Annotated in this window: 22 protein-coding genes and 1 tRNA gene; 11 read left to right on the top strand and 12 right to left on the bottom strand. The window is 70.8% G+C overall.

All coding sequences use genetic code 11. The features are described 5' to 3' along the window. Nucleotides 1-40 precede the first annotated feature (40 nt). The gene (locus tag OU416_RS13010; protein ID WP_270927151.1) at nucleotides 41-1,147 is read left to right on the top strand and encodes a hypothetical protein; all 1,107 of its coding nucleotides are present in this window, start codon (nucleotides 41-43) and stop codon (nucleotides 1,145-1,147) included. A 146-nt stretch (nucleotides 1,148-1,293) separates the two neighbouring features. On the opposite strand, the gene OU416_RS13005 is transcribed toward OU416_RS13010, so the two are convergent. Both OU416_RS13005 and OU416_RS13000 read right to left on the bottom strand, forming a co-directional pair. Further along, nucleotides 1,294-1,788 (bottom strand): SRPBCC family protein, encoded by a 495-nt coding sequence (locus tag OU416_RS13005; RefSeq protein WP_270927150.1) that lies wholly within the window; start codon nucleotides 1,786-1,788, stop codon nucleotides 1,294-1,296. Next, nucleotides 1,785-2,138, bottom strand: a complete 354-nt coding sequence (locus OU416_RS13000; RefSeq protein ID WP_270927149.1) for a metalloregulator ArsR/SmtB family transcription factor — start codon at nucleotides 2,136-2,138, stop codon at nucleotides 1,785-1,787. Before OU416_RS13000 ends, OU416_RS13005 begins: the two co-directional genes overlap by 4 nt. A gap of 618 nt (nucleotides 2,139-2,756) precedes the next feature. Between OU416_RS13000 and folP the strand changes: the two genes are divergently transcribed. The 5 genes from folP to OU416_RS12975 all read left to right on the top strand — a co-directional run bounded on the left by folP (nucleotide 2,757) and on the right by OU416_RS12975 (nucleotide 6,380). Continuing rightward, nucleotides 2,757-3,572, top strand: coding sequence for a dihydropteroate synthase (folP, locus tag OU416_RS12995; RefSeq protein ID WP_270927188.1), 816 nt, complete (start codon nucleotides 2,757-2,759; stop codon nucleotides 3,570-3,572). After that, nucleotides 3,569-4,312 (top strand): pyrimidine reductase family protein, encoded by a 744-nt coding sequence (locus OU416_RS12990; RefSeq protein ID WP_270927148.1) that lies wholly within the window; start codon nucleotides 3,569-3,571, stop codon nucleotides 4,310-4,312. The genes folP and OU416_RS12990 overlap by 4 nt, the downstream gene beginning before the upstream one ends. A gap of 106 nt (nucleotides 4,313-4,418) precedes the next feature. After that, a complete protein-coding gene (locus OU416_RS12985) occupies nucleotides 4,419-5,486 on the top strand; it encodes a hypothetical protein (protein WP_270927147.1) in 1,068 nt (355 codons plus the stop codon). Between the two features lie 121 nt (nucleotides 5,487-5,607). Next, nucleotides 5,608-6,075 (top strand): hypothetical protein, encoded by a 468-nt coding sequence (locus OU416_RS12980; RefSeq protein WP_270927146.1) that lies wholly within the window; start codon nucleotides 5,608-5,610, stop codon nucleotides 6,073-6,075. After that, on the top strand, nucleotides 6,072-6,380 hold the full coding sequence (locus OU416_RS12975; RefSeq protein WP_270927145.1) for a winged helix-turn-helix domain-containing protein: 309 nt from the start codon (nucleotides 6,072-6,074) through the stop codon (nucleotides 6,378-6,380). The genes OU416_RS12980 and OU416_RS12975 overlap by 4 nt, the downstream gene beginning before the upstream one ends. A gap of 48 nt (nucleotides 6,381-6,428) precedes the next feature. On the opposite strand, the gene OU416_RS12970 is transcribed toward OU416_RS12975, so the two are convergent. Further along, nucleotides 6,429-6,863: a MerR family transcriptional regulator gene (locus OU416_RS12970; protein ID WP_270927144.1), complete on the bottom strand. Its 435-nt coding sequence runs from the start codon at nucleotides 6,861-6,863 to the stop codon at nucleotides 6,429-6,431. A gap of 56 nt (nucleotides 6,864-6,919) precedes the next feature. Here OU416_RS12970 and OU416_RS12965 point away from each other — a divergent pair, with 56 nt between their 5' ends. Further along, the gene (locus tag OU416_RS12965) at nucleotides 6,920-7,621 is read left to right on the top strand and encodes an SDR family oxidoreductase (RefSeq protein ID WP_270927143.1); all 702 of its coding nucleotides are present in this window, start codon (nucleotides 6,920-6,922) and stop codon (nucleotides 7,619-7,621) included. Nucleotides 7,622-7,655: 34 nt separating this feature from the next. Continuing rightward, nucleotides 7,656-8,075, top strand: a complete 420-nt coding sequence (locus OU416_RS12960; protein ID WP_270927142.1) for a DUF6578 domain-containing protein — start codon at nucleotides 7,656-7,658, stop codon at nucleotides 8,073-8,075. Nucleotides 8,076-8,102: 27 nt separating this feature from the next. On the opposite strand, the gene OU416_RS12955 is transcribed toward OU416_RS12960, so the two are convergent. Both OU416_RS12955 and OU416_RS12950 read right to left on the bottom strand, forming a co-directional pair. Continuing rightward, the gene (locus OU416_RS12955; protein ID WP_270927141.1) at nucleotides 8,103-8,489 is read right to left on the bottom strand and encodes a hypothetical protein; all 387 of its coding nucleotides are present in this window, start codon (nucleotides 8,487-8,489) and stop codon (nucleotides 8,103-8,105) included. 56 nt (nucleotides 8,490-8,545) lie between these two features. After that, nucleotides 8,546-8,621, bottom strand: a tRNA-Lys gene (locus tag OU416_RS12950). A gap of 230 nt (nucleotides 8,622-8,851) precedes the next feature. On the opposite strand from OU416_RS12950, the gene OU416_RS12945 reads away from it, so the two are divergent. Next, a complete protein-coding gene (locus tag OU416_RS12945; protein ID WP_270927140.1) occupies nucleotides 8,852-9,472 on the top strand; it encodes a DUF4232 domain-containing protein in 621 nt (206 codons plus the stop codon). A 55-nt stretch (nucleotides 9,473-9,527) separates the two neighbouring features. On the opposite strand, the gene OU416_RS12940 is transcribed toward OU416_RS12945, so the two are convergent. After that, entirely contained in the window at nucleotides 9,528-10,583 is a 1,056-nt protein-coding gene (locus OU416_RS12940) for a hypothetical protein (protein WP_270927139.1), read from the bottom strand. Nucleotides 10,584-10,735: 152 nt separating this feature from the next. On the opposite strand from OU416_RS12940, the gene OU416_RS12935 reads away from it, so the two are divergent. Then, on the top strand, nucleotides 10,736-11,857 hold the full coding sequence (locus OU416_RS12935; protein WP_270927138.1) for a sensor histidine kinase: 1,122 nt from the start codon (nucleotides 10,736-10,738) through the stop codon (nucleotides 11,855-11,857). Between the two features lie 75 nt (nucleotides 11,858-11,932). Here OU416_RS12935 and OU416_RS12930 read toward each other — a convergent pair whose 3' ends face one another. The 4 genes from OU416_RS12930 to dapA all read right to left on the bottom strand — a co-directional run bounded on the left by OU416_RS12930 (nucleotide 11,933) and on the right by dapA (nucleotide 15,649). Beyond that, nucleotides 11,933-12,535, bottom strand: coding sequence for a response regulator transcription factor (locus OU416_RS12930; RefSeq protein WP_270927137.1), 603 nt, complete (start codon nucleotides 12,533-12,535; stop codon nucleotides 11,933-11,935). A 353-nt stretch (nucleotides 12,536-12,888) separates the two neighbouring features. Next, nucleotides 12,889-13,401, bottom strand: a complete 513-nt coding sequence (locus OU416_RS12925; protein ID WP_270927136.1) for a hypothetical protein — start codon at nucleotides 13,399-13,401, stop codon at nucleotides 12,889-12,891. Nucleotides 13,402-13,432: 31 nt separating this feature from the next. Beyond that, nucleotides 13,433-14,575 carry a hypothetical protein gene (locus OU416_RS12920; protein ID WP_270927135.1) on the bottom strand — a complete coding sequence of 381 codons (1,143 nt, stop codon included), beginning with the start codon at nucleotides 14,573-14,575 and terminating at the stop codon, nucleotides 13,433-13,435. Between the two features lie 177 nt (nucleotides 14,576-14,752). Next, nucleotides 14,753-15,649 (bottom strand): 4-hydroxy-tetrahydrodipicolinate synthase, encoded by an 897-nt coding sequence (gene dapA, locus OU416_RS12915; protein WP_270927134.1) that lies wholly within the window; start codon nucleotides 15,647-15,649, stop codon nucleotides 14,753-14,755. A 72-nt stretch (nucleotides 15,650-15,721) separates the two neighbouring features. Between dapA and OU416_RS12910 the strand changes: the two genes are divergently transcribed. Beyond that, nucleotides 15,722-16,615 (top strand): LysR family transcriptional regulator, encoded by an 894-nt coding sequence (locus OU416_RS12910; RefSeq protein ID WP_270927133.1) that lies wholly within the window; start codon nucleotides 15,722-15,724, stop codon nucleotides 16,613-16,615. A gap of 176 nt (nucleotides 16,616-16,791) precedes the next feature. On the opposite strand, the gene OU416_RS12905 is transcribed toward OU416_RS12910, so the two are convergent. After that, nucleotides 16,792-17,733 carry a hypothetical protein gene (locus OU416_RS12905; protein ID WP_270927132.1) on the bottom strand — a complete coding sequence of 314 codons (942 nt, stop codon included), beginning with the start codon at nucleotides 17,731-17,733 and terminating at the stop codon, nucleotides 16,792-16,794. A gap of 13 nt (nucleotides 17,734-17,746) precedes the next feature. Further along, the gene (locus OU416_RS12900) at nucleotides 17,747-18,292 is read right to left on the bottom strand and encodes a type VII secretion system-associated protein (protein ID WP_270927131.1); all 546 of its coding nucleotides are present in this window, start codon (nucleotides 18,290-18,292) and stop codon (nucleotides 17,747-17,749) included. Nucleotides 18,293-18,334 lie beyond the last annotated feature (42 nt).

Here is an 18,334-nt window from a genome sequence, read left to right as displayed (position 1 = left end):
CATGCTGCGCCGCGATGATCCGATTACAGAAAGCAGTGTCATGACTGACCAATCCCTGGTGGACGCCGACGGCTTCGCACGACCGCTCCCGCCCGACCCGCTGAGCCCGGTTCCGGAGGCGGTCGAGCGCGAGCTGGCCACCTACCGGGCGGGCGATGCCGGGCGGGCGAAGGCCGCGCTGACCACGATCGCCGAATCCGGCCGCACCGCCGTGGCCGGTCACGCCGCCATGGCGCTGGCAGGCGTTGAACTCACCGAGAACGGCCTCAGCGCCAGCTGCGGGAAGTGGCTGGAACAGGTCGCCGCAGGCGAAGACCCGTGGCTCGGTCCCCTGGCCGTGGTGATGCTCTCCTCGGACTTCGAGGAGCACATCGCAGGCCCCGAGCCCCTGCTCGACCACCTCGCCGGCCAGCTCACCGGAGACCGGGCCAGCGCTCGGGAGGGATTCGAACGATCCCTCGCCGCGCTCGAAGAAGCGTGGGCGAACGAGTCCGAGTACGACGACGACGCCATCAGCGCCATCCTGAACCAGCGGGACATCACCAAGCTCCTCCTGGGCAACCTCCTGATCCAGACCGGCGACTCGGCCGCCGCCCTCGAACCGCTGAGCAGCGCACGATCGCATTGCGACGGCCTGCTCGCCGCCTACGCGGGCCACCTCGAAGCACACGTGCTCATCGAGCAGGAGAAGGACGAGCCCGCTGCCGAAGTGCTCAGCTACGCCTACGGCGAGTCCATCCCGGCGAACAGCGGCGCCGAGGGGCTGGCCCAGTGGATCGGCATCCGGTACGGCGAGCACCTGGCGGGCAACCCGTGGATGGACATCGTCGCCGACCAGGTCGAGGACATCCCCGCCGTGACCGAAGCCGTAGTCGTCCGGGACCGGTTCGAAGGCGCCCACTTCTTCACGAAGTTGAGCCGGCCCGCACTCGCAGCCATCGGCCTGCACCTGTTCCCCGCCTCCGCGGACTTCGAACCGGTGCACGCGGCCCTGGAGCGGCTGAAGACCTGGAGCGATGAACGGCACGAACGAGCCCGCAGGCTGATCCTCGTGCTCCACCAGTACGTCGAGGACTCGCGCGACGAGGAGAAGACGCGAGGCCTGGCAGAGCTGTGGAAGCGGCTGGACCTCCCCGGCCTCCGCTGACACCTGCCGCGTTGCCGGGGAAGCCAGCACCTTCCCCGGCAATCGGACCGGTTCGGGTGCTGGACGTGCCTGGTGCTCCTGTTCGGGATCGCCGCCTACAACATCGTCGAACTCGTCCTGAGCCACCGGAGCCCACCGCTGGCCGATCAGCCGGACAGCTCCTCGAAGTAGCGCTTCATCGCCGGGTAGTAGTCGTCGAAGTCCGGCCGGGCCGAGCCCTCGCGCGCGGACACCAGCATGTCCAGGTAGTACTCCCAGCCCGGCCCGATCTCGCCCAGCCCGTCCGTCGTGTCGAGGTGGTGGACGATCTGCAGCTCCGTCGTACCGCCCGACTCGGACAGCAGCAGCTCCATCCGCCAGGCGCCCGCTTCGTCGACCATCGCCAGGAGCAGCCGCCGCGGCGGCTCGCACGCCTCGATGAGCATGTCGCACCACGGCTGCCCGTCCTCGAACGCCATCTGGACCTTGATCGTCCGGCCCGGTGCGGCCTCCCCTTCCCAGCGCCCGAACCACCGTGCTGTGCGGTCGGGTTCGGTGATGCTGTCCCAGACGTTCTCGGCCGGTGCGCGGAAGGAGCGGCTGAGGGCGAGGCGGTGTCCGTTCGCGGTCCGGAGCAGTCGTCCGGTGGGAAGCAGGCTCATGCCGATCGTTCCTCTCTGCTGCCCGCCGCCCGACGATCGCGGCGAGTCCGGTAGACCTCGGTTTCCAGCGCGTCGAGGTGGCGCTCCCAGCCTGCGGGCGGGAGGAACGGGACGAGCCACTCGACCAGCTCGGTGAACCGCCCGGCGTCGAGCACGTAGAGCCGCCGCCTGCCGACGAGCTCATCGCGCACCAACCCGCACTCCCGCAGAACCCGCAGGTGCCGGCTGACGGCCGGGCGACTGATCGCGAACCGCTCCGCGATCTCGCCCGCGGACAACCGCGCGTTCCGCAGCATCTCCAGGATCTGGCGCCGCACCGGGTCGGCGATCGCCTTCGCCACCTCGTCCACCACATAAGCGTAACCAATCAGTTACGCTTTGCCAACCTGCCGCTGCCCGGCGCGAGCACCGGACTCCACAGTGGAGCTCAGCGGGGACGGCATCGAGTCCCTTTACCGGGACCGGTGATGAGCATCTCTCGGGCGCCCGCGCCAGCGGCGCGATCTGAGAAGGTGGATGCATGATTGGCATGCCCGGGATTTCGGAAATCATCGTGATGATCGCAGTGCTCGCCGTCGTCATCGGCATCGGAGCGTGGCTCGTCCGCTCCTTCAGGAAGTGACCGCATCCACATAGGACAATTCGAGTCGGTGCGATCCGGCCGCTGGACGAGGCCGTGATCGACCCCTCGGGCAGCAGCTCCACCGCGATGCCCGGAACATCCGTTCCGCGCGGAGCCGGACGCATCGAACCGGCCTGGCCCTCCGGCAGCGACCGGACGCGCCGCTGTCACCCGGATCGACCTGGTCACGGATGGGGTCCGCTCTGGCAGACTGACCGGTACCCGCACCTGACGAGGTGCCCGGGCAGCTACCGCAGGAAGGATCGGGCCTGTGCAGGATCTCGGTGCCAGTGCGTTCGACCTGGCGTTCCGCGGCCGGAGGGTCGTCCGCGACCGCGCGCTGGTGATGGCCATCGTCAACCGCACACCGGACTCCTTCTACGACCGCGGCGCCACCTTCGAGGAGGACGCCGCCAAGACCGCGGTCGAGCGGGCCGTCACCGAGGGCGCCGACGTGATCGACATCGGCGGGGTGACCGCGAGCCCCGGCGCCGAGGTGGACACCGACGAGGAGATCCGCCGGGTGCTGCCCACCGTCGAGTGGATCAAGGCCACCTACCCGGACGTGCTGATCAGCGTCGACACCTGGCGGCACGAGGTCGCCGACGCGGTCTGCCGGGCAGGTGCGGACATCATCAACGACGCGTGGGGCGCCGCCGATCCGGAGATCCTCGACGTCGCGGCGACCTACTCCGCCGGCTACATCTGCACCCACTCCCCCCGCACGCCCCGCTCCGAGCCCGTCCGCTCGGACTACGAGGACGTCGTGCGGGACGTGGTCACCGAGACCGTGCGGCTGGCCGAGCTCGCCGAGTCCAGGGGCGTTCCGCGCGCGGGCATCCTGATCGACGGCACCGGGTACGGCAAGAACACCACCGACCACCTGGCGCTGGTCGCTCGCACCGAGGAGATCGTCGCCGCCGGCTGGCCCGTCCTGATGGCGCTGTCCAACAAGACCTTCGTCCGGGAGAGCCTGGACCTCGACGTGGCCGATCGCGACGAGCTGCTCACCGGCACGCTGGCGGCCACCGCGCTCGCGGCCCGCGCCGGTGCGGCGATGTTCCGCGTGCACCAGGCCCTGCAGACCCGGCGCACGCTGGAGATGGTGGCCTGCATCAACGGCACCCGGACGCCCGCGCGGGCGCAGGAGTGGATTTCGTGATCAAGCAGATCTGGCCGGAGCCCGCCGACATCGACGACGAGCGGCTGGAGCAGCTCTACACCTATCCGGAAGCGCGGCGCTGGCTCGCGGTCAACTACGTCTCCAGCGCGGACGGGGCCGTCGAGATCGGCGGCCGTGCGCGCCAGCTGTCGAGCCCGGCCGACCAGAAGGTGCTCAAGCTCGGCAGCGACCTCGCCGACGTGCTCATCGTCGGTGCGACCACGGCGATGGTCGAGGAGTTCCGCGGCGTGCACCCGGACGAGGCCACGCTCGAACGCCGCCGCAGGCACGGGCTGCGCGACGTGCCGCCGACCGCGGTGGTCACGACCGGCCGGTCGCTGCCCGCCGACGCGCCGGTGATCACCGAAGCCGCCACGCCGACCCTGGTGATCACCTGCGCTTCCGCTCCCGAGCCGAAGCAGAAGGCGTGGGAGGCGGCCGGTGCCGAGGTGCTGATCGCCGGCCGGGACGAGGTCGACCTCGCCGCTGCGGTGGAAGCCCTGGTGGAGCGGGGCCTGAACCGGATCGACTGCGAAGGCGGCCCGCACCTCTTCGGCGGGCTGCTCGCCGCCGGTGTGGTCGACGAGCTCCGGCTGACGGTCTCCCCGCTGCTGGTCAGCGGCACGCACGAGCGGATCGCCACCGGCCCGTCGCTCGACCCGGTCGAAATGGACCTCGCCTCGGTGCTCACCGAGGACGGCGCCATGCTTGTGCGCTACCTGGTGCGCAACCGCCCGTAGGTCCCGACCTCGCTGCCCTTTCGCCCCTGGTCACCGCTCGCGGGGGCAACCCGCGGTCCGCCGAGGGCGTCCTCCGGACGCATCGGTTGACGAGCGGGGAGAGCAGATGAGACGAACGGCAGCCACTCTGATCGCCACGGCCGGGCTGCTCGCGGCACCGGTCGGGCAGGCGTGGGCGACCGGCAGCTGGACCGAGGAACCGGCTCCGACGACCGCCGAGTTCGGCACGCTGCTGGCCGCGGACAGCGCGCAGGGCGAGTCCTGGGCCTTCGGCTACACCAGCGACAGCGAAGGCCCTTTGGGCCAGGCCAGCGCCGTCTACCGGAAGGGCGAGCAGGGCTGGCAGGAGATGCCGATCGAGAGCATCGGGCGGCTGGTGGACGGCGCGGTCATCGCACCTGACGACGTCTGGACGATCAGCCTGCCGTTCAAGGACGGCAACGCGACCACGGCGCACTGGGACGGCAGGCAGTGGACGCAGGTCGACCTGGCGTCCCCGGCCTACGCGAAGCCGGAGGCCCTGAAGGCGTTCGCTCCGGACGACGTCTGGACGGTCGGTCACATGTACGCCACGCGCGGCATGGCGCAGCACTGGGACGGCAAGGCGTGGACCGATGTCCCGGTTCCCGAACTCGGCGAAGGCCTCTACTCGCTGTCGGACGTCAACGGCGTGGCCTCGGACGACCTGTGGGCCGTCGGCCAGACCACCTCGCCGGCCCGCGGCGTCGCCCTGCACTGGGACGGCAAGGCGTGGACGGAGGTGCCGGTCCCGGACGTCAACGCCGACCCCGGCGTCCCCGAGGGGCTCACCGACGTTCTCGCCCTCGCCCCGGACGACGTGTGGATCGGCGGGTACAGCGGTCAGACGAACCGGGAAGTGCCGTTCACCGCGCACTGGGACGGCACGGCGTGGCAGGTCTTCGACCTCGCCGAGTCGGGCAAGATCACCCAGCTCGTCCAGGTCGGCGACCAGGTCCAGCTCTTCGCGGTCGGCCCGAACCTGGAACCCATCTGGCGCGGCTGGACCGGCAGCAGCTGGGAGGGCAAGCTCGCGCCGCCCATGACCCGCGTGTACGGCGCGACCGTCCAGGACGACGGCACCCTCCTGGGCGTGGGCGACCGGACCGGCGCGGAGGCCCGGCACGAGCCCAGCACCGCGACCTACCAGGACTGATCGCGCTTCCCGACGAGTTCGGCCCGGCGTTCCGCGCGAACGCCGGGCCGAACTCTTTGCAACTACTTCCACATCTGCGTACACTTTCAATATTGCAAGTAGATGCAGATGGGAGATCACGATGACCGGAACGCCCGAGCTCGACCAGGTCGCCGCCGCCCGCCGCCAGCTCGCGACCCACGCCCAGTACCCCGCCGCCTACTGGGTGATCTACGGAGCAGTCCTGGTGCTCCTGGCCGGTCTCCCGATATGGAACACCTGGCTGAGACTGGGCAACGGGCCCTACATCACGTCGGCGCTCGCGGTGCTGGCCGTGGGAGCGGCGACCTACGAATCGGTCCGGCGCCGCCGGAGCGGGGTCCACCTCCGGAAGCGAATCACCGCCTACCCCAGCGCCCGGCCGATCTGGTTGGCAGGCATCGCGATCACGCTGCTCGGCCTCTTCGGCATCCAGGCGCTGGTCAGCAGCGGACAGCGCGAGATCGCACTCCTGGTGCTCCCGGTCGTGGCGCTGGCCGTGCTCCTCGTCCAGCTCAAGACCCGCTCGGCGATGCGCCGGGACATCGAAGAAGGCCGGGTCAGGTCGTGACGGTGCAGGAAGAGACCTCCGGCCGGGACCCGATCTTCGAAACCGGCCCGAGGCTGGCGCTGTGCGCCCTGCTGCAGGGCGCGGAGTGGGTCGACTTCGCGACGGCCCGGGACATGCTGGGAGCGACCGATTCCGCGATCTCCCGGCACAGCCGCGCCCTCGAGGACGCCGGCTACCTGGAGGTCCGCAAGGGCTCGGTGGGCCGCCGCCCCCGAACCTGGTTCCGCCTCACGAACACCGGCCAAACGGCGATCCGAGCCCACCTCGACTGGCTCACCCGACTGCGCCGAACCCTCGACACCTGAGCCCCACCAACGCGAAAACCCAGGTCCGCAACCTGGGTTTTCGGCAGCCTAGTCCTGTCGTTCGTGCTCGACCACGCACGAACCAGTCCACAGTGGATCATTGCCGTCACCGGCGAGCTGATGCTCGTAGAGCGCCACCTTGCGGGAGACCAGGGCCAAGCTGCCCTGCAGTTCCTCGATCTGCGCGACCACCCGCTCCTGGTGGTCCCGCAGCAGGGCGAGCCGCCCCCGCATGGTCGCCTCCCCCTCCCGGACCAGCGCCACGTACTCGCGGATCGCCGGGAGGGGCATCCCCGAGGCGCGAAGCCTGGTGCACAGGTAGAGCCAGCTCAGGTCGCTCTCGCTGTAGACCCGCTGGCCGCCGACGCGGCGCACCGGATTGATGAACAGCCCTTCCTTCTCGTAGAAGCGCAGGGTGTGCACGCTGAGACCGGTGCGCTCGGCGGCCTGGCCGATGCTGAGGAGAGCGGCGGTGCGCGACATGTTCCGATCCTATGGACTTGCCCTAGAGCCGACTCCAGGTTCTAGCGTCCGCACCCATGACCGATTCCCCTGTCACATTGATCACCGGCGGTTCCAGCGGCATCGGAGCGGCGGCGGCCCGGCTGCTGCTGGACCGCGGCCACCGGGTCGTCGTCACCGGGCGAGACCGCGAGCGCCTGGACAGGTTCACCAGGAGTTGCGGACGGCCGGAAGCGGTGCTGGGCCTGACCGCGGACGCCGCCGACCACGATGCGGTGCGATCTGCGGTGGAGACCGCCTCGAAGCGGTTCGGACGGCTGGACGCGGTCGTGGCCAACGCGGGATCCGCCACCCCGGACAGCGTCATCGACGGCGACCCCACCAGGTGGCGGGAGATGGTGCTGACCAACGTCCTGGGGCCCGCGCTGCTCATCCGCCACTCGGCGGAGGCACTGCGGGCGACGCGCGGCCGGATCGTCCTGGTGGGCAGCGTCGCGGGCTTCATCCACACCCCCGGCAACCTCTACGGCGCGACGAAGTGGGCGATGACCGGCCTCGCCGAGAACACCCGCCGCGCGGTGACCGGACACGGCGTGGGGGTGACGCTGATCGCGCCCGGACGTGCGGACACCGGCTTCTGGGACAGCCTGGGAGGCCGCCCCGACGGCCTGCTGCTGACCGCCGAGCAGGTCGCCGAATCCATCGCGTGGGCGGTCTGCCAGCCATCCGGGGTGGACGTCAACACAGTGGTCATCCGCCCGATCGGCCAACCCGTCTGACCGACAGGGCTGATCCGCATTCGGCAGGGCATCGATGTCTGCCAAGCTCGGCGGCATGACGATCCGCGTGTGGGTGGACGACTGGCAGATGCAGTGCTGCGGAACCGCTTTCCGCATCGGGGACAAGGTGGCGTGGACGCTGGAACCCGTGGACCGCACGGACATGCTGATCGAGCTGGTCGGGCAGGACGTCGGCGCGCCGGTCACGCACGTCGAGGATCATCACGGCCGCCTCCCCGCGGATGCGCCGACGACTCCCGGCGTCGTGACCGCGATCCACGCCATCTTCTGCCGATCCGAACCGCGCCCTGGCGGTGAGAAGAACGCGCGCTACCTGGTTCCCGGCTCCGGCCGCCTGCTGTGGCTCCACGAGGCGGACGGCTGGGAAGACGAATCCGCTTGCACCGCAGAGCACTTCCACGGCTACATCGTCGATCTCGACGTGCGCCGCTGAAGAACCACGCCCCCTGGAACTGCCGGGCTATCGGCGCAGGCGCCTGCGGATGGCTGCGCCGATCATGAGGACCGGCACGGTCAGCGGGAGCAGGGCCAGCGGCCAGAACAGGCCCATCAGGGCGGGCAGCGCCATCAGAACCGATCCGAAACCCAGGGTGAACCCGAGGTCCGCATCCGGGTCGTCGGGATCCCGGAAGAACACCGCGATCAGCCCGGCGACGGCCAGGACCACCAGCACCCGCAGTCCCCACAGGCCCACCCAGGCCGTGACCGGCGCCAGCACCGCCACCGGCAAGAAGACCGCCAGGTACACCCACGGGGCCACGACGCACACGCGCGCCGCGACGAGAGCGCGGCCACCAGGCCGTCCCTTGGCGGTGGGCGGCTTGCGCCACCACACGATCATCGGCATCCCGGCCCTCCCCAACCCCTACCAAAGCGAAACCCCAGGTCTGTGACCTGGGGTTTTGGTGGGTCGCCAGGGGATCGAACCCTGAACCCGCGGATTAAAAGTCCGCTGCTCTGCCAGTTGAGCTAACGACCCGCGTGCCCCAGGTTACAAGGTCCGGACGATCTTGTGCGGTACCGGTGGGCGGTTCGCGCCCGGATCAAGGTCACATCGCGGCCGCCGCGGCCGGTCGGGCTCCGCTCCGGGTTCGCGTTTCCACTGGTCGCGGACGAGTTCTGAGAAAAACGCAACCCCGAGTGGCAGCAGACGTCTTCTGAGCAAAGGGTGTGGGACGCACCCACCGTCCAAAAAGAGGGGACAGAATCATGCTGAACCGGACTCGCGTGCTGGGAACCGTCGCTGCTCTCGCCGGCGGGATCGCCATGCTCACCGGGTGCTCCCAGGGTGCGACGAACGCGCCCGCCCCGGGCAGCAACGCCGCCGTCGTCGGGCAGCAGGCCGACGGACAGCAGGCCCAGCGGGAGCAGGCGGACGGCACGCAGCCGGACATCTCGACCGAAGGCCCCTGCGCCGTCGAGGACGTCGAGGTGACGCTCACCCCGCAGCCGGACCGCCCCGGCATCTTCCTGATGACCGCGACGAACAACTCGTCGCAGCCCTGCTACGTCGACGGCTGGGGCGGGGTCGTGCCGCTGGACATGACGGGCTCGCCGATCGAGGTGCCGTCCACGAAGGTCGACATCCCGGGCGAGCCGACCTCCACCCGCATCGAGCCGGGTGAGACCGCCTTCGCCGGCGTGAAGATGGAACTCGGCGACAAGAGCGACCCGAACGTGCGCGTCGCCAACGGCTTCAACGCCACGATGCCGAACGGCGAGGGCACCACGAACGCCAAGGTCGCCGGTGCCGACTACTTCGAGTACCCGGTGGTGTCGATCACCGTCGGCTCGTACCAGCCCGCGGCCCAGGGCGTCACCGTCTTCTGATCCGGACAGCCGAAGAGCCCCTCTCCACTTCCCCGGAGAGGGGCTCTTCGCGTGGTCAGGCCGCGGTGCAGGTGACGCGGATCTGGGTGGCCGCGACGTGGGCGCCGTCGCCGTCCGCGCCGCCCGCGTAGTCCTCGCCGCGGTTGTGCAGCTTCACCGAGAGCTTGCCCTGGTCGATGCGGTGGGTGCCGAGGTCGACCCACTTGCCGCGGTTGGCGGTCTGGTCGATGTCCTCCACGCCGATCACGTTCGCGGCGCCCTGGTCGAAGCCGTTGAAGATCGAGTAGTGGGCGGCGGTGGCACCGACGTAGCGGCGGTCGCTCTCGTTCGGGATGTAGACCGACATCGCGCAGCTGGCCGCCGTCAGATCGGCGGAGACGTCGAAGGTCCACTTGCTGAACAAGCTCGAGTCCGAGGTGTTGGACTTGCCCGACATCGGCATCGAGTCGAAGACGCCCCGGCAGCCCGCCTCGGTGCTGCCGCCGCTGCGGGTGTACCAGCCGTCGGCGCCCCGCTCGTAGTAGCCGACCGACTGGTACTGCTGCCGCGCGTTGTTCGCGCAGCCCGGCCCGCCCACCAGCGAGATCTCGCCCGAGGGCGCCTCGGCGGGCGGCGGGACGGGGTCGAGAGCAGGCGCTTCGGGTTCGGTCTCGACCGGTTCCTGTTCGGGGGTCGGGTCCGGGACGACCTTCACCGGCTCATCCGGGTGGACGGCCGGACCCGGTTCTGCGACCACGGGCTGCCCCTCCGAGGCGTTCAACCCGATCTCGAGCGTCGGCGCGGACTCGCGCGGGCCGCTCATCAGCAGCGCGACCACGAACGGCACCGACACCAGGACCACGGCCGCGCCCGCCAGGGCGATCAGCGAGAACTTCGACGGCAGGCCGACGCGCTTGGCCGGCCGGGGATCGGCGGGCGGCGCGGGTTGCGGCTGGGCCGTGCCGGACAGGGACGCCAGCGGGACCTCTTCGTAGGACGGCTCGGCGGGCTTCTCCGGCTCGGGCGGCCGCACCGGGGTGCCTTCGGCCGGGGCGTAGATCCGCAGTTCCGGCGGAAGCGAATCCAGGGATTCGTCCTTCGGGCCGTCATTCCGGTCAGTTTCCGACGTCACTCGTATCACTAACTCCAGAAGTCCGGCTCCGGTGCTGATCCCGAACGGAGCACCACTTTCGGTTCAGTACCTTATACTTTGCGCCGTTCTGGGGGAAACCTGCGCGGGGGCAACCTTCATCGAACGTGAACAATCTGTTGCCTCGAAAAGAAATGAAGGCCATGCAAGACCTGCTCTTCGTCGCGCTCGTCTCGCTCTGGTGCTCGGTGGCCGTGGGCGTGCTCGGCGCCGTGGTCCTCTGGATGATGCGCCGGAGCTCACTGGTCGTGATGATGATGGTGCTCTCGGTGGTCACCGTCATCGAGATCGCCTTCACCTTCGTGGCGCTGGGCTTCCTCGGGGTGTTCACCGAGCAGGCGCTGGTCGCCGTGCTGCTGGTCTGCATCCCGACGACCGCCGTTTCGCTCGCGCTGTGCCTGCTGCTCGGCGCGCGGATCCTCAACGGCAGCCGGAGCCTCGCGCGCGCCACCCGCACCATGGGCGAGGACGGGCGGTTCGCGGCGCCCGCGCAGTCCGGTTCGGCGGAACTGGCCGTGCTGACGCAGGAGCTCGCCGCCACCAGCGCGGCGCTGACCGCGTCCCGCGAGCAGGAGCGGGTCCTGGAGGCTTCGCGGCGGCAGCTCATCGCCTGGGTCTCGCACGACCTGCGCACCCCGCTGGCCGGGTTGCGCGCCATGACCGAGGCGCTGCAGGACGGCATGGCCCGCGACCAGGACCGCTACCTGGGGTTGATCCTGCAGGAGACGCAGCGGCTGGACCAGCTGGTCGGGGACCTGTTCGACCTGTCGCGCATCCAGTCCAACTCGCTGACGCTGTCGCTGACGCCGGTGACGCTGCCCGACCTGATCAACGACGCGGTGACCGCCATCGAACCGCAGGCCCGCAACCGCGGCGTCCGGCTGGTGCCCGGCGGCATCGAGTCCATCGAGGTGCGGGTGGACGTCCGGCAGATCAGCCGGGTGCTGGGCAACCTGCTCGGCAACGCCGTCCGGCACACCCACCCCGGCGGCGCGGTGACGGTGTCCGCGCACTCCGCGGGCGGCACCGCCGTGCTGTCCATTTCGGACGCTTGCGGCGGGATTCCGGTGGCGGACCTGGGGAAGGTCTTCGAGCCCGGGTGGCGGGGAACGCCGGCGCGCCCGGCGGGCAAGGACGTCGGCGGCGGGTTGGGGCTGGCCATCGTGCGCGGCATCGTCGAGGCGCACCACGGCGCGGTGGCGGTGGACAACATCGAGGGAGGCTGCCGCTTCACCGCCAGCCTCCCGCTGGCCTGACCGCGCTTCCGCCTCGTGAGCGTTTTGGGGCGCTATGGCACCCCAAAGCACTCACGGTCTTGTGCTCAGCGGACTTCACGCGGCCGCTAGAAGGGGTTCCCGTCGGACCACGCCCAGCTCGATGGCCTTGCGGGTCAGTTCGGCCTTGTTGCGGACCTCCAGCTTCGCGCGGATCCGCTTGACGTAGGTGTCCACGGTCGCCGCCGAGAGGCCCATCCGGCGGGCCGCCTGCGAGTGGGTGTAGCCGTCGGCGATCCAGCGCAGCACTTCCTGCTCGCGGCGGGTCAGCACCTGCTGCACCGCCTCGGTGTTGGCGCTCACGCCGGTCAGCGCCTGCCGGGAGCCGGAGGTCACGTAGACCGCGCCGCGGGCCACCACGGCCAGCGCGTCGTGGAATTCCTGCTGGTCGCAGCCGGTGCCGAGGAAGCCCAGCGCACCGGCCCGCAGCAGCTCCGGGACCTGGTCGAAGGCCTGCTCCGGCAGCACGACCAGCACCCGGTAGGAGCGGCTGAGCCGGGAGACGCAGTGGTGCAGGGACTCGATCGGGGTGGCTCCGCCGAAGGCGAGCACGGCGACGTCGGTGAGCGACCGCTGCGGGGCCTCGCCCAGCATCCGGGTGACCTTCTCCTGCAGTTCCGGTTGGTCGGCGAACACCGTGACTTCCGACAGCACGCGCATCAGCAAGGCGATTCACTCCCACACTTCGCCGGTTCGCGCCGCGGCACAGGCAGCATCGTCTGTTCGTCGCGATACGGCGGAAATTAGTTCGGGCCGGTGGTTTTTCCCGGCCCCTTTCGGACACCAGGAACGCTACCTGCGGGATCGCGGTCTGCGAAGAGTTGTCGACCAGCTGTAAGGGATGGTCGGAAACGTTGTAAGAAACTGTAAGAAGGGGCCGTGAGCGCGTAGCAGCGAAACGCTGCTGCGCACTCACGGCCCCTTCGTGCGACCGCACCGCGCGCCCAGGGCGCGGGAGTTAGGGCGCGCGGCGCGGTGCGAGCCCGGCCCGCGGGAAGGACCGGGGGTCTGGATCACCTGATGGCGGGCATCATGATCGTCTGCGCGGCCGGGTCGACCCGGAGCTCCGGGCGGTGGGCCGGCATCGGCACGGTCGGGCGACCGGTCGCGTGGTCCCGCCGGACGGGCTGGCGGGAGCCCGAGCGCGGCGGCGCGACCTGCGGCGGAACCGCGGGCATGACCCGCGTCGCGGCGGCGGGCGGGATCTGCGGCGGGGCGCTGGTGCGGACACCGGCCCGCCGGTCGAGCTGGTCGACGCAGCCGGTGTCGCCGCGGTAGGCCTCGATGGCCTCGCGCAGGGTTCGCCGGTCGTTGTTGGAGACGAGCAGTTCGCGGCGAGCGGCGAAGGACGCCAGGCCCGTGGCTGCTCCGAGCACGTCACCGCTGTCCAGCTGGTGGCCGATCATCGTGGCGAGGCGGTCGGGCATCTCGGCGGCGAAGTGCAGGAGCACCTCGTCGAGCGCCTCGAACCCGGCCATCGCGTCGGCGTCAGCAGGCATGAACACGCCCTGCTCCCAAACGAACACGGTTTCCTCCGTCAAGATCGATGTGCCGACTTCACGCGCCGCAGGCGACCTTGATCTGCGCCGCCGCGTGGCGGGCGTAGGTCGGGCCGTCGCTGGTCCAGTCGGCGCCGCGCGAGTGCAGCTTGATGGTCAGACGTCCCTCGCTGACCGGGAAGCGGCCCGCGTCGACCCAGCCGCCCTGCCGCCGCACCTGGTCGACGCGGAAGTCGCCGACCGGGTTCGACGTCTGGTCCGTCCGGTAGACGGTGTAGTAGCTCGGGTCGCCGCCGACCCGGGTGAGGCCACCGCGGGGGACGAACACCGACACCTGGCAGCTGCCCTGCCTGACGTCACCAGTAGTGAACCGCCAGACCGCGCTGTTGTCACCGTCCTTGTTCGGGTCACCCGACATGGGCAGCGAGTTGAACGAGCCGTTGCAGCCGTCGGCCGCGTGCCCGCCGCTGGCCGCGGTCTTCCAGCCCGCTTCGCCATCGGTGTAGTAGCCGGGCGTGCTGAAGCCACCTGCCGCGCAACCGGGACCGCTGACCGCGGTGAAGGCCGGGCCCGCGGGCGGCGCGGGGTTCTCCTGGGCGCGGTTGGTCTCGTCCCCGGCTGCGGGCGGGGGCGGCGGGGTGCCGCCTTCGGCCGGTGCCTGCGGCTGGTTCGGGCTCCCGACGGGCGGCGCGGGCGGCGGCACCTGCCCGGGGTTCGCCTGCTCCTGCGCCACGCCCGGCACGAACCCGGACTGGGCCTGCGCGTCGTCCTCGAACGCGGCGGGCACGGACTGCACCTGCGTCGGGCCGTTGTCCCTGGACAGGCCCATGACCAGCAGCGGAACGGACAGCAGCACCAGGCCGGCGACCGCGGCCGCGGCGATCACCGGCTTGGACACGCGGTTGCCCGGCCGCGCCGGGGTCGTCGCGTCCTTCGCGGTCTTCGCGGTGACGACGGGCGTCACCTTGGTCTCGGCCTTCGCCCTGCTGGTGGTCTCGGTGGTGGCCTCGACCTTGCCGCTGGTGGCGGCGACCGGGTCGGCCAGCGCGGATTCCTGGACGGCGGGCATCACCTGGGTGTCCGCGGCCGCGGCCCGCAGCTCGGTGTCCGCGGCCTCGGCAACGGCGTTCACGCTGACGCCGGAGGTCTTCTCCCAAGGGTGCTCGCCTGCTGTGGACGCATCTTTGCCGCTCGGGCTCATCTGTCGGTTCCCATCGGTTGAGTCGTTCCAGCCGCGACATCGCCAACTGCTCCCACCGGCAGGGGACGCGCGGTCACGCGCAGCGGAGGCGGGTGCGCTAGAGCCACCGAGCCCCTGCTCAGAGCCTGGTCAACAGCGGGCGACGGAACAAGTAACCGAATACGGGGACAAGCGGGGTCAGGCCGGAACCGCGATGGTCGTCAGGGCTTCGGCGAGGCGGTGGAGGTGCGACGGTTGCGGTTCCTGGAGCGGGAGGCGGACCGAGGGGTGCGGGATGATGCCGAGTTCGGCGAGGGCCGACTTGGCCATGATCGCGCCTTGCGAGGTGCGCATGATGGCTTCCACCAGCGGGATCAGTCCTCTTTGGACGGATCGCGCCGCGTCGAGGTCGCCGGAGCGGACGGCCCGGATGAGCTCGGCGTTGCGGTCGGCGACGACGTTGCCCACCACGCTGACCACGCCGGTGGCACCGGAGGCGAGGTAGGGCAGGTTGAGCTCGTCGATCCCGCAGTAGTAGGCCAGCGAGGTGCGGGCCATGACCGACATCGCTTCGAACAGGTCGCCCTTGGCGTCCTTGACCGCCCGGATCCGGGGGTGGCGGGCGAGTTCGAGCAGGGTGGGCATCTCCAGGGCGATGCCGGTGCGCGCGGGGATGTCGTAGAGCATCACGGGCAGCTCGGTGGCGTCGGCGACCGCGACGCAGTGGGCGATCACCCCGCTCTGGGTCGGCTTGGAGTAGTAGGGGCAGACGAGCAGCAGCGCGTCCGCCCCGGCCGCCTCGGCCTCGCGGGCCCGGCGCACGCTGGCGGCCGTGTCGTAGGTGCCGACTCCCGCGATCACCCGTGCCCGGCCGTCCGCTCGGGCCACCGCGGTGCGGACGACCTGGGTGGCCTCGGCGTCGGTCAGGGTGGGCGCTTCACCGGTGGTGCCGTTGACGACCATGCCGTCGCAGCCGGTGGACAGCAGGTGGTCGACGAGGTTGGCGAGCCCGGGTTCGCTGAGCGTGCCGTCGGGGTTCATCGGGGTGGCCATGGCGACGAGGTTGGAGCCGAAGAGCAGCTCAGCGGGGTTCATGGTTCGATCCTGACGCTGCCGACAGGTGCGGTCCAGCGATGGTTTCTTGCCGATGTTGCGTAGCATCGCTTCATGATCGAAGTGGGTGCGCTGCGCGCGCTGCGGTCGGTGGCCGCGCTCGGGACGCTGGCCCGGGCGGCCGACGAGCTCGGGTTCACGGCTTCGGCGGTGTCGCAGCAGATCAAGAGGCTGGAGCGGCAGGTCGGGGTGCCCGTGCTGGCGCCTGCCGGGCGCGGGGTCGTGCTCACGCCCGCCGGGCAGGCCATCGTCGACGCCGCACCCGAGGTGTTCCAGGCGTTGGAGCGCTGCGCCGAAGCCGCCCAGTCCGTCGCGGAAGGGGCACCGCGCGGCACGCTGCGCGTGGTCGCGTTCTCGACCGCCATCCGCGGGCTGCTCGCGCCCGCCGTTCCGGGACTGTCGGCGCGCTGCCCGGAGCTGCGCGTGGAGATCGTCGAGCAGGATCCCGACGAAGCTCTCCACAGCGTCGACGCCGGTACTGCCGACCTGGCCCTCGCCCACGACGCCGACGGCCTGCCGGTCCCGCTGCCCGCGTCCCTGAACCGGCGCCTCCTGCACACCGACATCGGCGACGTCGTCGTGCCCCGCGCGCACCCGCTCGCACAGCTCGACCGACCGCTCCGCAACGCCGACCTGATCGGCCACCGCTGGGTGACCAGCCCACCCGGCACGGTCTGCCACCAGTGGTTCCGCCGCCTGTTCGCGGACGTGCCCGAGGATCCCGACGTCCGCCACTGGGTGGACGACTTCTCCACCCAGCTCGCACTGGTCGCGGCGGGCGAGGTGCTCGCCCTGATCCCCCGCCTCGCCCGACCACCCCTGCGAGAAGGCCTCGTCCCCCGCCCGCTGCGCAGGCCGCCTCAGCGAGAGGTCCACGCGGTGTGGCGCAGCAGCGCCGACGCCAGCCCAGCGATCCAAGCACTCCTCACCGAACTCGACGCTGCCTAGCTCTCCCAACCCCGTGACCGCTGTGGCCACCCGGTGAAGGGCACCTTTAGGCAAGTAACTTGCTAAAAGGTGCCCTTCACCACGATCCATCACCCGTTGCGGGGAGGCGTGAAGGGCACCTTTCACCAGGTAACTTGGTGAAAGGTGCCCTTCACCTCGAAAGATCAGCGTTGGGGTCAGGTGGGTTGGGTTTCCAGGGCCACCATCGCCACCCACTCCCTTCGGGTGGGGGTCCGGGCTTTCGGGCCTGATTCGGCGATGTGGGCGCGGAGTTCCGGGGGCAGCGCCATGCCGTGGTGGGCCAGGTAGTACGTGGTGAGGTCGGACCAGATCCAGGTGCCGTCGGTGCGGAGGTTGACCGGGACCACCGGTTGCTCGTCGTCGGCGAAGAGGTCCGGGAGGAGTGCGTCCTCCTCGGTCAGGGGTTCACCGGAGTCGAGGTAGGCGATCTGGGCTTCGCGGTCCGGGCCTTCGGGTTCGCGGTGCGGGTTCGTCTCGTCGAAGCGGGCCAGCTCGATGGTGGGTCGTGCGCCGACCGCGTAGATCTCGCGGCCCTCCACCAGCGCGGCCGCGTGGTAGTAGAAGTCCAGCTCGCTCTCCGGGTGGAACACCTCCACCTGGGGGCTGGGCGCGCCCGCGTTCCACAGCAGGTCGGCGAGTTCGGCGGCCAGCACGTGCGGTTCGGCGCCCGCCTGGGTCTCCACCAGGTGCACCAGGTGACCGGTGCGCGCGGTGTCGCCCTCCGGGTGCCGCCGAGCCTGCCACGCGGTGTGCTTGCCCGGCTGCGACGCCAGGTAGCTCGCGACGACGTCCGCGCAGATCACCGCGTGATCGCCCGTCGCGGCGCCGAACTCCCACGTCACCACCGCGCCGCGGGCGTCGTCGGGGATCTGGGAGATCAGTTCGGTCAGCGCCGGGTCGGCGCCGTCGAGCAGGACCTCGCGGGCCTCCGGCGGCATCGGTTCGTAGCCGTTGTGGAAGGTCTGGGCGATCAGCCGCGCCGCGTGCGCCCACTGCCCGGCGGCCAGCCAGCGCCGTGCCTGCCAGACCGCGTCGTCGGGCAGCAGCGGCGCGAGCCGGAGCAGCAGCTCGTGCCGTGCCTGGTCCTGTTCACCCATCCCGCACCTCTCATCAAAGCCGAGTAACCGAAACCGGGGACTGCGCCGCCGCTTTGCGCACCGCACCGGCGAGGACGCGCATCGACGCCGCCGAACCGGGGTTGATCAGCACGTCGACGCCTTCGTCCGGCAGCGCGCGGGCCAGCTCGGCGGTGGTCGCGTCCCGCCAGCCCGCGACCTGCACCCGCTCGCGGTGCGCAGGTGCTGTGGTCACCAGCATCGAAGCCGCTCCGTCGGGCGCGGGCGCGACCACCGGCTCGCCCTCGTCGCCGACGGCGATCCCGAACACCGCGTCGCGCAGCACCGACAGCAGCTGCTCGGCCACCAGCTCGCCCTTGGCCGCCAGTTGCAGCGCGGCGTCGACCGGATCGGTCGGCGAGTTCGGGCTGGAGGGCGCGTAGTCGGGGTTCGCGTGGAAGCGACCGGTCGCGCCGTCGGCGTCGACGTGCCAGCCGCCCACCACCGCCTCGCGCGGCGGCTGCTGCGGGTCGCCGTCCCAGGCCGGTTCGATCAGGAACACCCACCGGGGCTCCGCAGGCAGAACATCGTCCGCATTCACGCCTTCGAGGATCGCCGCCGCAGCGACCCGCCGCGAGTCCCG

The organism is Saccharopolyspora indica (assembly GCF_027853965.1).
GTDB lineage: Bacteria > Actinomycetota > Actinomycetes > Mycobacteriales > Pseudonocardiaceae > Saccharopolyspora > Saccharopolyspora indica.
This window is presented reverse-complemented; position numbering and strand designations above follow the sequence as displayed.

Excerpts from the sequence above, each read along its gene's own strand:
- OU416_RS13010 (WP_270927151.1), top strand. The coding sequence starts at position 41 with ATGACTGACCAATCCCTGGTGGACGCCGACGGCTTCGCACGACCGCTC.
- OU416_RS13005 (WP_270927150.1), bottom strand. The coding sequence starts at position 1,788 with ATGAGCCTGCTTCCCACCGGACGACTGCTCCGGACCGCGAACGGACAC.
- folP (WP_270927188.1), top strand. The coding sequence starts at position 2,757 with ATGGCCATCGTCAACCGCACACCGGACTCCTTCTACGACCGCGGCGCC.
- OU416_RS12985 (WP_270927147.1), top strand. The coding sequence starts at position 4,419 with ATGAGACGAACGGCAGCCACTCTGATCGCCACGGCCGGGCTGCTCGCG.
- OU416_RS12980 (WP_270927146.1), top strand. The coding sequence starts at position 5,608 with ATGACCGGAACGCCCGAGCTCGACCAGGTCGCCGCCGCCCGCCGCCAG.
- OU416_RS12970 (WP_270927144.1), bottom strand. The coding sequence starts at position 6,863 with ATGTCGCGCACCGCCGCTCTCCTCAGCATCGGCCAGGCCGCCGAGCGC.
- OU416_RS12965 (WP_270927143.1), top strand. The coding sequence starts at position 6,920 with ATGACCGATTCCCCTGTCACATTGATCACCGGCGGTTCCAGCGGCATC.
- OU416_RS12960 (WP_270927142.1), top strand. The coding sequence starts at position 7,656 with ATGTCTGCCAAGCTCGGCGGCATGACGATCCGCGTGTGGGTGGACGAC.
- OU416_RS12955 (WP_270927141.1), bottom strand. The coding sequence starts at position 8,489 with ATGCCGATGATCGTGTGGTGGCGCAAGCCGCCCACCGCCAAGGGACGG.
- OU416_RS12945 (WP_270927140.1), top strand. The coding sequence starts at position 8,852 with ATGCTGAACCGGACTCGCGTGCTGGGAACCGTCGCTGCTCTCGCCGGC.
- OU416_RS12935 (WP_270927138.1), top strand. The coding sequence starts at position 10,736 with ATGAAGGCCATGCAAGACCTGCTCTTCGTCGCGCTCGTCTCGCTCTGG.
- OU416_RS12930 (WP_270927137.1), bottom strand. The coding sequence starts at position 12,535 with ATGCGCGTGCTGTCGGAAGTCACGGTGTTCGCCGACCAACCGGAACTG.
- OU416_RS12920 (WP_270927135.1), bottom strand. The coding sequence starts at position 14,575 with ATGAGCCCGAGCGGCAAAGATGCGTCCACAGCAGGCGAGCACCCTTGG.
- dapA (WP_270927134.1), bottom strand. The coding sequence starts at position 15,649 with ATGAACCCCGCTGAGCTGCTCTTCGGCTCCAACCTCGTCGCCATGGCC.
- OU416_RS12910 (WP_270927133.1), top strand. The coding sequence starts at position 15,722 with ATGATCGAAGTGGGTGCGCTGCGCGCGCTGCGGTCGGTGGCCGCGCTC.
- OU416_RS12905 (WP_270927132.1), bottom strand. The coding sequence starts at position 17,733 with ATGGGTGAACAGGACCAGGCACGGCACGAGCTGCTGCTCCGGCTCGCG.